The organism is Bacillus sp. CR71 (assembly GCF_003429245.1).
GTDB classification, from domain to species: Bacteria; Bacillota; Bacilli; order Bacillales; family Bacillaceae_G; genus Bacillus_A; species Bacillus_A thuringiensis_S.
Map to the genome: position 1 here is coordinate 1,136,673 of NZ_CP031748.1, position 18,008 is coordinate 1,154,680.

Here is an 18,008-nt window from a genome sequence, read left to right on the forward strand (position 1 = left end):
TGTTAATAAATATAAAAAAGCATCCTCTTTTAAGAAAAAAGGATGCTTTTTTTATTACTACTATTCTTAGATTTCGAGCATTTTCAAGGTGATGATCTGTACATACTAGATTTGTATATTACTTATTTTTTGACAGTTTAAGACATTTATCGACGAGAATTATTTCTGTATTAGTGTTTTTAGATCCTGCTGTTGCAATATTATTAGATACTGTTTTTACCGGATTTAGACCAACTAGTATGCAAGTAGTAGGGATTATCCTTATATTTGTAGGGATGGCGCTAACTTTTCGCAAGGGAAGAGAAGGCGAGTTATCAGTGGAGAGGAATGCTACCTCTGAAATATAAATCATGAATATAGTAACCTTCATTAGGCATCTCCTTTACGCGCCAATAAAGGGAAGTTGTAAAGTGAAAAGGAGTTTATAAAGAGATTGTAGAATGTTTTAGTATATAACACCTTAGATGTGACAACTTCCTTTTTGAAAAAGGAAGAAGGAGGCATAAAGCAGAAAGGTAGTGGAAATATTTCTTCTAGAAGATTTGCATTTTATCTTACATTCACCAAAAAATAGTACTCCTGAAACAATGAAGTTCATTTTATTTGAATGAAATAGGGAGAGAGGACGATGAAGAAAAAAATATTGGGTGTAATGATGATTGCGACAATGGCAGGAGGGATATTTGCAGGGACGAATGTGACGCCTGTAAAAGCGGAAGAGTATCCACAAATGATTGTGTTTGAAGATGTTCCATACGGGTTTTGGGCATATGACGCTATTATGGATTTAGCATATCATAAAATTATATTAGGGTATGGAAACGGGAAGTATGGTGTTGGTGATCTTACAACACGTGAACAAGTAGCTGGTATTATTTACAGAACACTTGAAATGAAAGAAGAAGGATCAGTAGCGAATCCGTATAAAGATATTTCTGATAGTACAACAACTTTTAAAAAGGAAATTTTGGCGTTAACAAAACGTGGTGTTTTTACAGGGGATGGGCAAGGGAACTTTAGGCCGAAAGCACCAGTCTCTAGAGCGGAAATGGCTGTCATTTTAAAACGAGCATTTACTTTTGAAACGAAGCAAAAACATACATTTAAAGATATTCCAAAAGGCCACTGGGCAGAAGATGCAATTAGTGCGCTACAATCTAATAATGTTGTAAGAGGAACTGGGAATGGCATGTATGAATTAAATCGCCCTGTACCTAGAGAACAATATGCTCAATTTATTAATAATGCGATTATTAATTATCATTTGAAAGAGGATTGGAGATAGAGTGAAATATGAAAGCACAAATAGAAATATTTGTGCTTTTTTGTTTGTTTAAAAAAGAATTATTATTCGTTTTTATGTATTTTTAATGTTATACATAAGCTTTATAATCAACCCCATAAAAAAGACATGATGTGTAATATGATTCACAAAACCGTCACGAAATGTGTCGGAAAATATATTGTTACTATACTATTTGTTATGTATATTTGAAAAAACATATACATATTGGGGAGGAAATGTAATGAGCAAAAAATTATTAAAAACAGCTACAGCATTAACAATTATGGGTGGGGTGTTATTCTCAGCAGAGAGTAACAATGTAAAAGCGGAAAGTGCACCGTTGCAAAAAACAAATACAATTGTATTTAAAGATGTACCAAAAGGGCATTGGGCATATGAGGCGATTCATGATTTAGCGGAACAAGAAATTATTTTGGGATATGGCGATGGAATATTCGGTTTTGGGGATAATGTAACACGTGAGCAAGTTGCAGCTTTAATTTACCGTGTGTTTGATATGGAAGAACAAGATGAATATGAAAACCCATATGGAGATATCGATGAAAATTCAACAAGCTTTATCGAGGAAATATTGGCTTTAACGGAAATGGGAATTTTCCAGGGAGACGAGAATGGAAACTTTAGACCGAAGGCGACGTTAACGCGTGCGGAAATGGCACAAGTTCTTACGAATGCTTTTGACTTACAGGCAAAGGGATCTCATAACTTTAATGATGTTTCAGCAAATTCATGGGCAACGAATGCAATTAGTGCAGTACAAACAAATGGTATTACAATGGGAATCGGAGAAGGTAAATTCGGTCCGTCTATGAAGGTAACGAGAGAACAATACGCACAGTTTTTACATAGAGCAATATTGCATGATATGGAACAAGGGCAGTAATAAAGTTTAACTAGTCAAAGTGAAATTTAAAAATAATACAAAAAGGTCGTTGTTGTATAACAGCGGCCTTTTTTTGTATGAAATAAAGCGCGAAAGAATGGCGTTTTGAAAAAAATGAAGTGAATTTTCAAAAAAAACTTCCTTTTCTGAAGATTTGTTATATAATATAAAACATGAAATCAAATCTGTTATAAAACAGTTTAAGAAGGGGATGCTAATATGTCGACGCAAACTTCACGGGTTACACTCGTTGGAGAAATGTTACCAGCGTACAACGAAATATTGACACCTGAGGTGCTTAGTTTTTTGAAGGAACTACATGAGAATTTTAATGAGCGCCGCATAGAACTTTTACAAAAACGTGTAGAAAAACAAAAGAGAATTGATGCAGGGGAGTTTCCGAAGTTTCTAGAAGAAACAAAACACATACGTGAAGCGGATTGGACAATTGCCAAGCTGCCAAAAGACTTAGAGGATCGCCGCGTAGAGATTACTGGACCGGTAGATAGAAAGATGGTCATTAACGCTTTAAATTCAGGAGCGCATCTTTTTATGGCGGATTTTGAAGATTCGAATTCACCAACTTGGGAAAATGCAGTGGAAGGTCAAATCAACTTACGAGATGCAGTAAAGGGAACGATTTCACATGAAAATGATAAAGGGAAAGAATATAGATTAAATGAGAAAACAGCTGTACTCATTGTACGTCCAAGAGGATGGCATTTAGAGGAAAAGCATATGCAAGTTGATGGGGAAAATATGTCAGGTAGCTTAGTAGATTTCGGCTTGTACTTTTTCCATAATGCGAAAGCTCTTTTAGCAAAAGGGAGCGGCCCATACTTTTACTTACCGAAAATGGAAAGTTATTTAGAAGCGAGATTATGGAATGATGTATTCGTATTTGCTCAAAAATATATCGGCATTCCAAATGGAACGATTAAAGCAACTGTGTTACTGGAAACGATTCACGCTTCGTTTGAAATGGATGAAATTTTGTATGAGCTAAAAGATCATTCTGCTGGCTTAAACTGTGGAAGATGGGATTATATTTTTAGCTTTTTAAAGAGTTTCCGTAATCATAATAAATTCTTACTACCAGATAGAGCACAAGTCACGATGACAGCGCCATTTATGCGTTCGTATTCTTTGAAAGTAATTCAAACGTGTCACCGCCGTAATGCACCAGCAATTGGAGGAATGGCGGCACAAATTCCGATTAAAAATAATCCAGAAGCGAATGAAGCAGCTTTTGAAAAAGTGCGTGCTGATAAGGAGCGCGAAGCTTTAGACGGTCATGACGGGACTTGGGTTGCTCACCCTGGACTTGTACCGGTTGCAATGGAAGTATTTAATCACATTATGAAAACACCAAATCAAATTTTCAGAAAACGTGAAGAAATATGTGTAACAGAAAACGATTTACTAGAGGTACCGGTGGGAACGATTACAGAAGAGGGCCTTCGCATGAATATTAGCGTAGGTATTCAATATATTGCATCTTGGTTAAGCGGACGGGGAGCAGCACCCATTTATAACTTAATGGAAGATGCGGCAACTGCTGAAATTTCAAGAGCACAAGTATGGCAATGGATTCGTCATGAAGGTGGAAAACTAAATGATGGTCGTAATATTACGCTTGAATTAATGGAAGAGCTAAAAGAAGAAGAATTAGCAAAAATAGAAAGAGAGATTGGTAAGGAAGCCTTTAAGAAAGGGAGATTCCAAGAGGCGACAATGTTGTTTACAAATCTCGTTCGAAATGATGAATTCGTACCATTTTTAACATTACCAGGTTATGAAATTTTATAAAAAATGAAAAGGGGATGGAATAAATGAAAAACGAAAGAATCGAGAAATTACAAGAAAGCTGGGAATTAGATGAGCGTTGGAAAGGGATCACACGTCCATATTCGGCAGAAGATGTAATTCGCCTGCGCGGATCAATTGATATTGAACATACATTAGCGCGCCGCGGTGCTGAGAAGCTTTGGACATCGCTTCATACAGAAGACTATATTAACGCACTTGGCGCATTAACAGGAAATCAAGCGATGCAACAAGTAAAAGCTGGGTTAAAAGCGATTTACTTAAGTGGTTGGCAAGTGGCAGCTGATGCAAACCTTTCTGGACATATGTATCCAGACCAAAGTTTATATCCAGCGAACAGCGTACCTGCTGTAGTGAAACGAATTAATCAAACACTTCAACGTGCGGATCAAATTCAACATATGGAAGGAAGCGATGATACAGACTATTTCGTACCGATTGTAGCAGATGCAGAAGCTGGATTTGGTGGACAATTAAACGTATTCGAACTGATGAAAGGTATGATTGAAGCAGGTGCATCAGGTGTGCATTTTGAAGATCAATTATCTTCAGAGAAAAAATGTGGCCATTTAGGTGGAAAAGTACTACTACCAACGCAAACAGCGGTACGTAATTTAATTTCTGCACGTCTTGCAGCAGATGTAATGGGAGTGCCAACAATTATCGTTGCAAGAACAGATGCAGATGCAGCTGATTTAATTACGAGCGATATCGATCCTGTTGATAAAGCATTTATTACAGGAGAAAGAACACCAGAAGGATTTTACCGTACGAATGCAGGTCTTGATCAAGCGATTGCGCGCGGTTTAGCGTATGCACCGTATGCAGACCTCGTTTGGTGTGAAACGTCGGAACCAAATTTAGAAGATGCAAAACGATTTGCGGACGCAATTCATAAGGAGCATCCAGGAAAGTTACTTGCATATAACTGTTCACCTTCATTCAACTGGAAACAAAAACTAGATGAAAAAACAATTGCGAGCTTCCAAAAGGAAATCGCATCTTACGGTTATAAGTTCCAATTCGTAACACTTGCTGGATTCCATTCATTAAATTACGGTATGTTTGAACTAGCACGTGGCTATAAAGAGCGCGGCATGGCAGCATACTCTGAACTACAACAAGCTGAATTTGCAGCAGAAAAACACGGCTACTCTGCAACACGTCATCAACGCGAAGTAGGAACAGGTTACTTTGATGAAGTTGCACAAGTGATTACAGGCGGAACTTCATCAACGACAGCGTTAAAAGGATCTACAGAAGAAGCACAGTTTACGAAATAAAAGGAAGGGGCACCTGTTTGAAGGGGGCCCCTTGTTATTTTGTGAACGATTCGAAAAGAGATATCAATTTATCGGCAAAAAACGATACTAACTTTTCTTTATTACTAAATCAACGCCACTCAGCCCTATGATTACGAATAAACTTCATATCTTTCTCATAATGCTCTAGATGTCCTTCATCAATCATTCTTTGGAAATTCAAGTCGCCTTCTTGCGCTTTTCGTTTCATATATGTACATAACCCTTCTAATCGTAGCAACACCATTCCTAAGTAATCTTCATCCATATTTTTACCATAGGACTGAACGAATAATTTCACTCTCTCTTTAATACGATCTGCATGTTGCGATGATTCATAATGAATGGCTTCACCAGATTCTGTATAATACACTCTACTTAAAGGCACACAAGTATAAAGTGTATAAGCGATATCCCATAGTCTTGGACCAGGAGCAGCAACATCGAAATCAATAATCCCTACTGGCTTCTCATTATTAAAAATAATGTTATATATGGCAAAATCATTGTGGCATAAAACCTCAATGTTATTTGGCGTGTGATCCATCGGTTTCCAATCATCTAATAACGGAAAATCACTTACAGCATCATGGTAAAGGCGGAGCATCTTTGCGATTCCTTTTAATACATCATTAGATCGCATATATTCTTTTAAAGGATAATTCCCAGCTTCTCCTTCAATAAAGGATAAAACCTCTCTATCTTCTTCATCTACACCTAAAAACTTTGGAGTATAATGAAATCCTTTGTTTTCTAAGTGTTGTAATAGCTTATGGATTTTTGCGCTATCTGGCTTTAACTCTCGACGAACAGTATTTTCAGAACGATATACGTTCGAAACGTTTCCGCCTGTTAGCTTTTCTTCGTTATCGTAGTTTGACATGTAAAAATTCCCCCTATAATTAAAAAATCCAATTCCAAATAGTGAATAGACCAACAATGGCAGAAAAGAGAAGGCAAGCAAGGAATGCTAGACAGCCAAAAGGAACTAGCTTATCTTGCCATGTTTCTTTATACTCATAAATTAACTCCTCTGCTACTTTCTTCTGCACTGAAGATAAAGGTTGATCTTTATACAAAGCTTTTATATGGTTAGAATCGCCTTTAAACTTTAAAGCGCGTGCAATATGATGAGGGTTATTTCCCATTGATTTCTCAAATAATAAACATGATTCATGCATAATATCTGTTTTATGCTCCTCTAGATACCAGTAACGTCCAGCCATTTCTGGATATTGTAATTTATAATAAATATCTCCGAGTTGTTTTCGAAGATGTAATTCATTTGGGTATGTAAAGATGAGGCCATGCAATCTGTCTCTTGCTTTTCCAAGATTATTATTTTCAATATCCTCTTCGATTCTTTTTAATGTTTTTCTAGGAATTTTGTTGTTCATAAATTCCTCCTTATTTGGAATAGAGATAATTATATTTTATAAGAAATACTAAAAATTAGAAATTCCATTTTAGAAAAAGATTGTACATTTTATTTTAATGTGCTATGATGATGTCAGTTGAATAGTTAAATTAAGCAATCCATATGTTATCAAGTGCTGAAAACGAACGAGAAAAAGTATGTGAGAACTAGTTTATGTTTCGTATTTGATAATGTGTGGATTCTTTTTTTAGACAGGAAGACTAAAAAATTTAAAATTTGTATTTTCTTAGGAGGAAATAATTATGGCAGTAACAGGACAAGTAAAATGGTTTAACAACGAAAAAGGTTTCGGTTTCATCGAAGTTCCAGGCGAAAACGACGTATTCGTACACTTCTCAGCAATCGAAACTGACGGTTTCAAATCTTTAGAAGAAGGTCAAAAAGTTAGCTTCGAAATCGAAGACGGTAACCGTGGACCTCAAGCTAAAAACGTAATCAAACTATAATTTTATAGTTGATGATGGAAAAAAGGATGGCTAATGCCATCCTTTTTTTTTAGGTTGTGCAGAAATTTTTTTCAGAGCCTGTTTTTATATCTAAATCTCTTTTTCTATGTTACAACTGGTAAAAAATTATCGGGAATGCGTATTAGTTTCTGTATAAGAATTAGTTCAGCAAGAGCATTTGCTGCGTATGATAGTAAATAACTATAAGTTTGTATTCTTTATTGAAATAGGGGAATCTTTTCCAGATAGACCTTGAGTCTCATCTTTTTTGTTAGTATTGTTATTGGAATTTTGTACGTTTTGAGATGATGTTTCTAACAGTTGTTCTTGTTCCTTGCTAGGAGTATTCAGAGCATCTGAGGGGATGCTATTAACCTGCTGACTTAATAGATTTTCTTTATCCATAGTATACAACTCCTTTTTAGAATTCGATAAAAAGCAATGTAATTATAAATAGCTACTTATATATATTGTGTTTTTGAATGACATTATATACAAAACTTATATTACAAAGTTAATTAATTGACGAATTGTTAGTGATGGAAAAAGATGTACAAATTTAAATTTTTTAGTAAAAATTAAAAGCGGGTAACAAGTACAAATACTCTTTCTCATGTTTTATATAAGGATCATATTACAAATCAAAAAAGATGTAGAGAACCTTGGAAGAAAATATAGTTGTTTTTCTAAGGGTGAAGAAGAATAAATAAAATGATAATACAAATGTAAAAAGGCTTTCCAAAAAGGAAGGCCTTTTACTCTTTTTTCGCTACGTTTTTCTTCTCACGTTTTTTACATTCTGTACATTTTGATTTACGAAACGGTTTGGCAAAGAATAGCAGAATAAAAAATAAACCGAATATAATACTAGCTTAATTTTTCACGATAATGACGCTACTATTTTTCATTTGAATCGATGGTTGGATCTCTTTTTCTTCCATAGTGGCCCTCCATATATTGGATTTACATTTTAATTATAACAAAGTTAATTGTTGTAATGATGTGAAATGAGGAAGTGATTTCAAATATTTATAGCAGTATAAATGCTTTTTTGTGCACAATGCCATCTTGTTATTTTTATATATTTATTTTGAAATTTGAAGAATGTTTGATAAATAATAAATTAATGTAAAATAGTAGAATGTGCAATCCGTTTTCTTTTCATAGGTGCTAAAATTATATATGCAGCTGCTAATATAAATGGAAAAAAGGAGATAATAGAGTATGGAAAGTAAAGTGGAACGCTATGTCGAAAATTATGTTGTAACGAAAAATACGATGGCCTTACTTCCTGTTATTCTAAGTGAAAAGAAAATTGTTACGCGAGTCGTTGAAATGAATGATTCTTTTTTCGTATTTCAAAAACCACTAGATATTATAGAAAGAAGTTGCCGAAAGCATGGTTCTAGTTTCTTAGGCAGAAAAGAAGGAACGAAAGAATTAACTCATATTACACATAAAGCACCGATTGCGATTAGTCCTACAGATCAACTTTATTTTTTCCCTACCTATTCTTACTCTAGAAAAGAGTGCGCTTGGTTGTCTCATTTTTATATTGAAGGTAATAAAGAATTAAAAGATGGAAATCTTATTATTAGGTTTATAAATGGCTTTGCTGTGAAATTAGAAATATCAAAAACTAGTTTTGAAAATCAACAAAATCGTACAGCGAAATTGCGTACTGAATATGAAGATCGTAGGAAAAAACAAGGGAGCCCTTGTTTTAAAGAGATTGATAAAAAAGAGGAATCAACATTAAGACCTGCTTATGAGAGAGTGTATTTTGTGAAGGAAGGCGAAGTGTGAAAGGATGGGGGAATCATCCCCATTCTTTTTTGTTTATCCGCTATTTACCGGGCAGTAAGACGCACACATCAAAATTCAGCGAAAGCAAAGAAGTTAGGTAGGGGCCCTGCTGCCTGTAAAAGCCGGATTGGTGAGGGTTGATTAAAGTTTCATTTTATCAATCTTTATAGATAAAGAGATGTGTTAGAAAAACCGAGTTGTAATTTCATTTACCGATAAAAATACCGGAAAACCACCTAAATAACAAAACGAACGACATTTCCTGTCGAATATTGATAGATTATCATAGCTAAATAATGAAGGAATTCTTATGAAAGATATGGAAACTTTAATAAATACATCTCCATATGTCGTATCTACCATTTCCTCTTTCATATAAGCAATGATACAGTAGGGATAGTATTTAGAGTAAAGGGGTAAAGTGTAGAATGGATTTTCAGACAATCAAAGAGTATTTTTCACCAGAAAATATGGATCATATTGTTGAGAGTTATAAAGCGTTCGGACCACTTCTTGGTATTGGTTTACCGATGATAGAGGCGTTGATTCCAGCATTACCGCTTATTGTATTTGTACTGGCGAATGCTGTTGCATTTGGCTTTTGGCTCGGTTTTCTTTATTCATGGCTTGGATCAGTAATGGGTGCATTACTTGTCTTTTTCATCATCCGCCATTTTGGTCGCAGTCGTTTCTTTTCGTTTGTAAATAAGCATGAGAGAGTAAGAAAAGCAATGGGGTGGATTGAAAGGAAAGGATTCGCACCGATTTTTGTTATATTTTGTTTTCCGTTTACACCGTCAGCACTAATAAATGTTGTCGCTGGTTTATCACGAATTAGTGTAAAACAGTTTGGGCTAGCGTTAGCATTCGGAAAACTTGTGATGATTTTTATTTTAACGTATATCGGTCATGATTTAATGTCATTTATTCATAATCCGGTGAAATCAGTCATTGTAGCGATTGGTATTTTTATTTTATGGTATGTCGGTAAGAAAATTGAAGTAAAGTTAGAACTACATTAAGAATAGTCTTCTTTGTAAAGGAAAGCTTCAGTATTAAAGGATAAGGGGAGAAGCGGATGAAGAAAACTTTGAAAAAAGAAGGCATAGAGTGGATACGAACAATTTTAATTGGTGTATTATTAGCTGTATTTTTTCGAACGTTTTTCTTCTCAACGTATGTTGTAGAGGGGAAGTCAATGATGCCGACATTGCAAGATGGTAATATGCTCGTTGTAAATAAGGTGAGTTATCAAGTTGGGGACTTGAACAGATTTGACGTTGTGGTGTTTCATGCGAATAAAAAAGAGGACTATGTAAAGCGAATTATCGGTTTACCTGGAGATCATATTGAATATAAGCATGATAAGTTATATATAAATGGACAATTTATTGATGAGCCGTATCTAGAGAAATATAAGAAAGAGATAAATGGAAGGCAACTAACAGGCGACTTTACATTAGAAGAGTTAACGAAAGAAAAGCTGGTGCCACCCGGGTTTATTTTTGTAGTAGGTGATAACCGGCTCGGGAGCTGGGATAGTAGACACTTTGGCTTTGTAAAAGCTGATACAGTCGTCGGTAAAGTTGATTTGCGATATTGGCCAATTCAAGAGGTGCAAACGAATTTTTCAAAAGGTTGATATAATAGATAGAAGTATAGAAAAGACAAACAACTCAGTTTGTCTTTTTTCGTGTACTATAATACAATTATAGTAGCAAACTAACGTTCGTTATGTAAGTGAAAGGTGGGGTTACATGTCACTTCGATTTGTGATTGGTAGAGCGGGAAGTGGAAAAAGTACACTTTGTTTACGCGAAGTGCAAGAAGAGTTAAAACAACGCCCGAGAGGGAAAACAATATTATATCTTGTGCCAGAACAGATGACATTCCAGACGCAGCAGGCGTTAATTGGAAGTGAGGATGTAAGAGGTTCTATTCGGGCACAAGTTTTTAGTTTTTCACGATTAGCGTGGAAGGTACTACAAGAAGTTGGCGGAGCGAGTCGTCTTCATATTGATGAAGCGGGTGTACATATGTTACTCCGTAAAATTGTAGAGTCTCGTAAAGATGGATTATCGGTGTTCCAAAAAGCAGCGGAGCAAAACGGTTTCTTTGAACATCTTGGCAGTATGATTGCAGAGTTTAAACGTTACAATGTAACGCCATCTAACGTATATGAAATGTGGCAACAATTGGATGCGCATAGTAGCAGTGCCGAACAAAAGTTACTAGCGAATAAAGTGTATGATTTACAGCTATTATACGATGATTTTGAACGTGCTTTAATTGGAAAATATTTAGATTCAGAAGACTACCTGCAATTGCTAGTGGAAAAGCTTCCGCAGTCTGAATATGTAAATGGTGCGGAAATTTATATAGATGGATTTCATTCATTCTCCCCGCAAGAGTTAGAGATTGTAAGACAGCTTATGATTTGCGGAGCGAGAGTTACGATCACGTTAACGATAGATGAAAAAACGTTAGCACAGCCAGTAAATGAACTCGATTTATTTTATGAAACGACGTTAACGTATGAAAAAATCAAACAAGTAGCGCGTGAAGAGAAAATAGAAATTGAAAAAACAATTCCACTTATGGAACAGCCGCGTTTTCATTCTCCAGCATTAGCGCATTTAGAAGCTCATTATGAAGCGCGTCCAAATGAAAAATTTAACGGTGAAGCGAGTGTAACGATTAGCACAGCTGCGAATTTACGAGCGGAGGTAGAAGGTGTTGCTCGTGAAATTCGTAAACTTGTTGCGAATGAAAAATATCGTTACCGAGATATTGCAGTGCTTCTTCGTAATGGGGAAAGTTATTACGATGTGATGCGCACGTTATTTACAGATTACAATATCCCGCACTTCATCGATGAAAAGCGTCCGATGTCACACCACCCATTAGTAGAATGTATTCGTTCTGCACTCGAGATTATTAGTGGGAATTGGCGTTATGATGCGGTGTTCCGCTGCGTGAAAACAGAGCTTTTATATCCATTAGACGTAAGAAAAGAAACGATGCGTGAAGAAATGGATGAATTTGAAAATTACTGTTTAGCGTACGGTGTACAAGGAAAGAGGTGGACTTCAGAGGATCCATGGATGTATCGCCGTTATCGTTCTCTTGATGATACGAACGGGATGATTACAGACAGTGAACGTGAAATGGAAGAGAAAATAAATAGGTTACGTGACGTTGTAAGAACACCTGTTATTCGCATGCAAAAAAGGTTAAAGCGTGCAGGAACAGTTATGCAAATGTGTGAAGCAGTTTACTTATTTTTAGAAGAACTGGATGTTCCGAAGAAGCTAGAAGAATTACGTATACGTGCAGAAGAAAGTGGAGATTTCTTATTTGCGACAGATCATGAACAAGTATGGGAAGAAGTAATGAGTCTTCTTGATACATTTGTAGAGATGCTTGGTGAAGAGAAAATGTCTCTTTCTATGTTTACGGACGTTATGTCGACAGGTCTTGAGGCACTTCAATTTGCTAACATTCCGCCGTCATTAGACCAAGTGTTAATTGCTAATATTGATCACTCCAGGTTATCTGACGTGAAAGCAACGTTTATTATAGGTGTAAATGAGGGGGTCATTCCAGCAGCACCTATGGATGAAGGTATGCTTTCTGATGAGGAAAGAGAAGTTCTTGGTGCGGCAGGGATTGAATTAGCGCCAACGACGAGACAAACTTTGTTAGAAGAACAGTTCGTTATGTATCAAATGGTAACGAGAGCGTCTGAGAGGTTATACATTTCATGCCCGCTTGCAGATGAAGAAGGAAAGACGTTACTTGCGTCTAGCTTTATTAAGAAAATAAAAAGAATGTTCCCTAATGTGAAAGATTCATTTATTACGAATGACGTAAATGATTTATCACGTTCAGAACAAATTTCATACGTAGCAACGCCAGAAGTAACGTTATCTTACGTTATGCAGCAACTACAAACGTGGAAGCGATACGGATTTGAAGGGAATTTAGACTTTTGGTGGGACGTATACAACTTCTACGTAACTTCAGATGAATGGAAACAAAAAAGTAGCCGCGTCTTATCAAGTTTATTCTATCGAAATCGTGCGAAGAAGCTAAGTACAGCAGTAAGTAGAGATTTATATGGAGATATAATTAAAGGAAGCGTCTCTCGTATGGAACTATTTAACCGTTGTGCATACGCTCATTTTGCACAGCACGGTTTATCACTTAGAGAGCGTGATATTTTCAAGCTTGATGCACCAGACATCGGTGAATTATTCCATGCGGCATTAAAGAAAATTGCGGATAAGTTATTGCGTGAAAACCGCACTTGGGCGGATTTATCTATAAAAGAGTGTGAGCATCTTTCTGTCTTAGTAATAGAAGAAATCGCACCGTTATTACAACGACAAATTTTATTAAGTTCAAACCGTCATTTCTATTTAAAACAAAAACTACAACAAATCATTTTCCGTACGTCAATCATTCTTCGTGAACATGCGAAGTCGAGCGGATTCGTACCAGTTGATTTAGAAGTGCCATTCGGTATGGGCGGTACAGGATCACTTCCGCCGATGGAATTCTCACTACCAAATGGTGTGAAGATGGAAGTAGTCGGCCGTATTGACCGTGTTGATAAGGCAGAAGATGAGAACGGGACGTTCTTACGTATTATTGATTATAAATCAAGTTCAAAAGCGTTAGATTTAACAGAAGTGTATTACGGATTAGCACTTCAAATGTTAACGTATTTAGATGTTGTTACTTCGAATGCACAGACGTGGATGAAAAAAGGCCAAGCAGCATCACCAGCGGGTGTATTGTATTTTCATATCCATAATCCAATTGTTGAAATGAAAGGTGACGCATCTGAAGCCGAAATTGAAAAAGAAATTTTAAAGAAATTTAAAATGAAAGGACTCGTATTAGGAGATGCGGACGTTGTTCGTTTAATGGATAACAAACTTTCAACAGGAAGTTCAGATATTATTTCTGCTGGCCTGAAAAAAGACGGTAGCTTTAGTGCGCGTTCAAGTATTGCAAGTGAGCAAGAGTTTAACGTACTGCAAAAATATGTACACCATACGTTTGAAAATATCGGAAAAGATATTACAGAAGGTGTTATCGATATTGCTCCTTATAAAATGGGAAATAAAGCAGCGTGCACGTTCTGTAACTTCAAATCTGTTTGTCAATTTGATGAGTCACTTGAAGATAATCAATTCCGTACGTTAAAAGATATGAAAGATAGTGAAGCGATGGAGAAAATAAGAGAGGAGGTTGGCGGAGAATGATAGAAAATTGGCCTAAAAAACCAGAAGGTAGTCAATGGACAGATGACCAGTGGAAAGCTGTTGTAGCGAACGGACGTGATATTTTAGTTGCGGCTGCAGCTGGATCAGGTAAAACAGCAGTATTAGTTGAACGTATTATTAAAAAGATTATTAATGAAGAGAATCCAGTCGATGTCGACCGCCTGCTCGTTGTAACATTTACAAATGCAGCAGCGCAAGAGATGAAAAATCGAATTGGGGAAGCGTTAGAAAAGGTATTAATTGATGAACCAGGCTCTCAGCATGTAAGAAAGCAACTGAGCCTATTAAATAAAGCTTCTATTTCAACAATTCACTCATTCTGTTTACAAGTAATTAGAGGATATTACTACATGCTGGATGTTGATCCTCGTTTCCGTATTGCGAATCAAACAGAAAATGAATTGTTAAAAGAAGAAGTGCTAGATGACATATTAGAAGAAGAGTACGGAATCGAAGATAATACAATCTTCTTTGAACTTGTTGATCGTTATACGAGTGACCGTAGTGATGATGACTTACAACGTATGATTTTAGCGCTTCATACAGAGTCAAGAGCGCATCCAAATCCGGAAAAATGGCTTGATAAATTAGTAGAAGCATATGACGTAGAAGGAAAGACAATTGAAGATTTAGTATATGCTTCTTATTTATTAGAAGATGTGAAATTCCAGCTTGAAACAGCGGAACAGCATATTCGTAAGGCAACTGAACTCGCAATGCTTCCTGACGGTCCAGCGCCTCGCGTTGAAACCCTGCAAGCAGATGTAGCATTACTTGGAACGTTATCATCAGCTGCTCGTGAGTCGTGGACAAGCGTGTATGAAGCGATGCAAAACGTATCGTGGCAAACGTTAAAGCGTATTAAGAAAAGTGATTACAATGAAGATGTTGTAAAACAAGTAGACTCTCTTCGTAATAAAGCGAAAGATGAAGTAAAGAAATTACAAGAAGAGTTATTTAGCCGCAAACCTGAAAGTTTCTTACGAGATTTTCAAGATATGCACCCAGTATTAGAAAAGCTTGTTCAACTTGTAAAAGTATTTACAGAGCGTTTCCAAGCGATGAAGCGAGATAAAGGAATGGTCGATTTCACAGATTTAGAGCATTTCTGTTTACAAATTTTAAGTGAACAAAGTGAAAATGGTGAAATGAATCCGTCAGCAGTGGCGCTCCAATATCGTAATAAATTTACTGAAGTATTAGTCGATGAATATCAAGATACGAACTTTGTACAGGAATCCATTATTAAATTCGTAACGAAAGATTCTGAGAGTGAAGGAAACTTGTTCATGGTTGGTGACGTAAAGCAGTCGATTTATCGTTTCCGACTAGCTGAACCAGGACTATTCCTAGGAAAGTATAAACGCTTCACACAAGAAGGATTGGGCGGCGGAATGAAGATTGACTTAGCGAAAAACTTCCGTAGTCGTCATGAAGTACTAGCAGGTACGAACTTCATTTTCAAACAAATTATGGGCGAAGAAGTTGGAGAGATTGACTACGACGCTGACGCTGAATTAAAACTAGGTGCTACCTATCCAGAAGGTGAAGATGTAGCGGCAGAATTACTCTGTATTCAGCAAACGGAAGAAGAAGTAATAGACGGTGAAGAAGGTGCAGAAGTCGAAAAAGCACAGCTTGAAGCTCGCCTTATGGCGCAGCGCATTAAAGCGATGGTTGATTCCGGTTATGAAGTGTATGACCGTAAAACGGATAGTATGCGTCCTGTACAATACCGCGACTTCGTTATTTTACTTCGCTCCATGCCGTGGGCGCCGCAAATTATGGAAGAGTTAAAATTGCAAGGAATTCCGGTATATGCTGACCTTGCGACTGGTTATTTTGAAGCAACGGAAGTAAATATTATGATGAACGTATTCCGCGTTATTGATAATCCGATGCAAGATATCCCGCTTGCAGCTGTACTTCGTTCCCCAATCGTTGGATTAAACGATGAAGACCTTGCGACGCTTCGTGCTCACGGAAAGAAAGGCTCGTTTTATGAAGTAATGAGCTCATTCTTAAAAGGTGCACCGCTTGAAGAGGAACAAGAACTTCATGAAAAACTAGAGTGGTTTTATAACTTACTGCAAGGATGGCGTGAATTTGCACGTCAACAATCACTTTCTGATTTAATTTGGAAAGTGTACGGCGAGACAGGTTATTACGACTTCGTTGGCGGTTTACCAGCTGGAAAGCAAAGGCAGGCAAACTTACGCGTACTATATGACCGTGCAAGACAATATGAAGCAACATCATTTAGAGGATTATTCCGCTTCTTACGTTTTATTGAACGTATTTTAGAACGCGGTGATGATATGGGGACGGCGAGGGCCCTCGGTGAACAAGAAGACGTTGTTCGCATCATGACGATCCATAAAAGTAAAGGGCTAGAGTTCCCGGTTGTATTTGTAGCTGGACTCGGCCGTCGTTTTAATACACAAGACTTAATGAAACGTTTCTTACTCCATAAAGATTTCGGTTTCGGTTCGCAATTTATCGATCCGCGTAAACGAATTAAATACACGACATTATCACAGCTTGCGATTAAACGTAAAATGAAAATGGAATTAATTGCGGAAGAAATGCGCGTACTATACGTAGCGTTGACGCGTGCGAAAGAGAAGTTAATTTTAATCGGAACAGTTAAGGATGCAAATAAGGAGATGGAAAAATGGCTTGATGCGAGGGAACATAGTGAATGGTTATTACCGGATCACATACGTGCCGGAGCGTCTTGTTATTTAGACTGGATTGCACCTTCATTATATAGACACCGTGATAGTGAAATGCTTCTTGAATTAGGACAAGGAAGTATTCCAGATGAAATTTACGGGTATGACACGAACTGGAAAGTAGAAGTTGTGGACGGTAACACGCTACTTGCACCAGAGCCAGTTCAAGAAGAGAAACAAGAATTGTTAGAAGCGCTTCGTGAGAAAAAGGCTGTTCCCCTGCAAAGTGAACGGAAAGAAGAAGTGTACGACAGATTAATGTGGAAGTACGGATATGAGGATGCAACATCTTATCGTGCGAAGCAATCTGTTACAGAAATAAAGAGAAATTATCAATCTGAAGAAGGTAGCGATAATGCCTTTATTAAAAAACTACGTACGCCAATTAAAACACGTCCGCGCTTTATGGAGAAAAAAGGATTAACGTACGCAGAGCGTGGAACAGCAGTCCATGCCGTTATGCAGCATGTTGATTTGAAGAAGCCGATTACGGTTGAAGTTCTGCAAGAGCAAATTGCTGGAATGGTAAATAAGGAATTATTAACATTCGAGCAGGCGGAAGAAATAGCGATTGAAAAAGTAATTTCATTCTTTGACAGTGATTTAGGTAAAAGGGTACTAGCGGCGAAAAGTGTTGAGCGTGAAGTGCCATTTACGATGATGCTTGCAGCAGAAGAAGCATATCAAGATTGGCAAGGGAAGAGTGAAGAAACGATTCTTGTCCAAGGGGTTATCGACTGCATGATTGAAGAGGAAAACGGCATTACGTTAATCGACTTCAAAACAGATACGATTGAAGGGAAATTCCCAGGCGGATTCGAACAAGCAAAACCAATTTTAGAAGATCGATATAAAGTACAGCTTTCGTTATATGCAAAAGCGCTGGAGAAAAGCTTACAACATCCTGTGAAAGAGAAATGTTTATACTTCTTTGATGGGAATCATGTTGTAAATATTGAGGAATAGAGGGGC

General features: G+C 36.9%; 13 protein-coding genes and 2 pseudogenes. 11 read left to right on the top strand and 4 right to left on the bottom strand.

Annotated elements, in window-relative coordinates:
- Positions 1 to 45 precede the first annotated feature (45 nt).
- The 5 genes and pseudogenes from DOS87_RS30475 to aceA all read left to right on the top strand — a co-directional run.
- A pseudogene (locus tag DOS87_RS30475) lies at positions 46 to 347 on the top strand (EamA family transporter); the annotation flags it as partial.
- A 281-nt stretch (positions 348 to 628) separates the two neighbouring features.
- On the top strand, positions 629 to 1,285 hold the full coding sequence (locus tag DOS87_RS05885; protein ID WP_000727105.1) for an S-layer homology domain-containing protein: 657 nt from the start codon (positions 629 to 631) through the stop codon (positions 1,283 to 1,285).
- A 241-nt stretch (positions 1,286 to 1,526) separates the two neighbouring features.
- Entirely contained in the window at positions 1,527 to 2,189 is a 663-nt protein-coding gene (locus tag DOS87_RS05890) for an S-layer homology domain-containing protein (RefSeq protein WP_012614769.1), read from the top strand.
- A 219-nt stretch (positions 2,190 to 2,408) separates the two neighbouring features.
- Complete coding sequence (gene aceB / locus DOS87_RS05895) at positions 2,409 to 3,998, top strand: malate synthase A (RefSeq protein ID WP_000107342.1); 1,590 nt, start codon at positions 2,409 to 2,411, stop codon at positions 3,996 to 3,998.
- A gap of 23 nt (positions 3,999 to 4,021) precedes the next feature.
- Complete coding sequence (gene aceA / locus DOS87_RS05900) at positions 4,022 to 5,299, top strand: isocitrate lyase (RefSeq protein ID WP_000787346.1); 1,278 nt, start codon at positions 4,022 to 4,024, stop codon at positions 5,297 to 5,299.
- A 109-nt stretch (positions 5,300 to 5,408) separates the two neighbouring features.
- On the opposite strand, the gene DOS87_RS05905 is transcribed toward aceA, so the two are convergent.
- Together DOS87_RS05905 and DOS87_RS05910 are read right to left on the bottom strand one after the other, a co-directional pair.
- The gene (locus DOS87_RS05905; RefSeq protein WP_000073811.1) at positions 5,409 to 6,200 is read right to left on the bottom strand and encodes a phosphotransferase; all 792 of its coding nucleotides are present in this window, start codon (positions 6,198 to 6,200) and stop codon (positions 5,409 to 5,411) included.
- Positions 6,201 to 6,219: 19 nt separating this feature from the next.
- A complete protein-coding gene (locus DOS87_RS05910; protein WP_001060337.1) occupies positions 6,220 to 6,714 on the bottom strand; it encodes a DUF6584 family protein in 495 nt (164 codons plus the stop codon).
- A gap of 283 nt (positions 6,715 to 6,997) precedes the next feature.
- On the opposite strand from DOS87_RS05910, the gene cspA reads away from it, so the two are divergent.
- Positions 6,998 to 7,201 carry an RNA chaperone/antiterminator CspA gene (gene cspA, locus DOS87_RS05915; RefSeq protein WP_000301518.1) on the top strand — a complete coding sequence of 68 codons (204 nt, stop codon included), beginning with the start codon at positions 6,998 to 7,000 and terminating at the stop codon, positions 7,199 to 7,201.
- A gap of 201 nt (positions 7,202 to 7,402) precedes the next feature.
- On the opposite strand, the gene DOS87_RS05920 is transcribed toward cspA, so the two are convergent.
- Positions 7,403 to 7,606, bottom strand: a complete 204-nt coding sequence (locus DOS87_RS05920; RefSeq protein ID WP_000356915.1) for a hypothetical protein — start codon at positions 7,604 to 7,606, stop codon at positions 7,403 to 7,405.
- Between the two features lie 350 nt (positions 7,607 to 7,956).
- Positions 7,957 to 8,142 (bottom strand): annotated as a pseudogene (locus DOS87_RS05925) (hypothetical protein).
- Positions 8,143 to 8,425: 283 nt separating this feature from the next.
- Between DOS87_RS05925 and DOS87_RS05930 the strand changes: the two are divergent.
- From DOS87_RS05930 to addA, 5 genes are all read left to right on the top strand, one after another.
- The gene (locus tag DOS87_RS05930; RefSeq protein ID WP_000444446.1) at positions 8,426 to 9,007 is read left to right on the top strand and encodes a competence protein ComK; all 582 of its coding nucleotides are present in this window, start codon (positions 8,426 to 8,428) and stop codon (positions 9,005 to 9,007) included.
- 428 nt (positions 9,008 to 9,435) lie between these two features.
- Complete coding sequence (locus DOS87_RS05935) at positions 9,436 to 10,029, top strand: TVP38/TMEM64 family protein (RefSeq protein ID WP_000347517.1); 594 nt, start codon at positions 9,436 to 9,438, stop codon at positions 10,027 to 10,029.
- Positions 10,030 to 10,085: 56 nt separating this feature from the next.
- Positions 10,086 to 10,649: a signal peptidase I gene (gene lepB / locus DOS87_RS05940; RefSeq protein WP_000751897.1), complete on the top strand. Its 564-nt coding sequence runs from the start codon at positions 10,086 to 10,088 to the stop codon at positions 10,647 to 10,649.
- 115 nt (positions 10,650 to 10,764) lie between these two features.
- Positions 10,765 to 14,280, top strand: a complete 3,516-nt coding sequence (gene addB, locus DOS87_RS05945; RefSeq protein ID WP_063675092.1) for a helicase-exonuclease AddAB subunit AddB — start codon at positions 10,765 to 10,767, stop codon at positions 14,278 to 14,280.
- Positions 14,277 to 18,002 (top strand): helicase-exonuclease AddAB subunit AddA, encoded by a 3,726-nt coding sequence (addA, locus tag DOS87_RS05950; RefSeq protein ID WP_098578115.1) that lies wholly within the window; start codon positions 14,277 to 14,279, stop codon positions 18,000 to 18,002. Before addB ends, addA begins: the two co-directional genes overlap by 4 nt.
- The last annotated feature ends 6 nt before the right edge of the window (positions 18,003 to 18,008 follow it).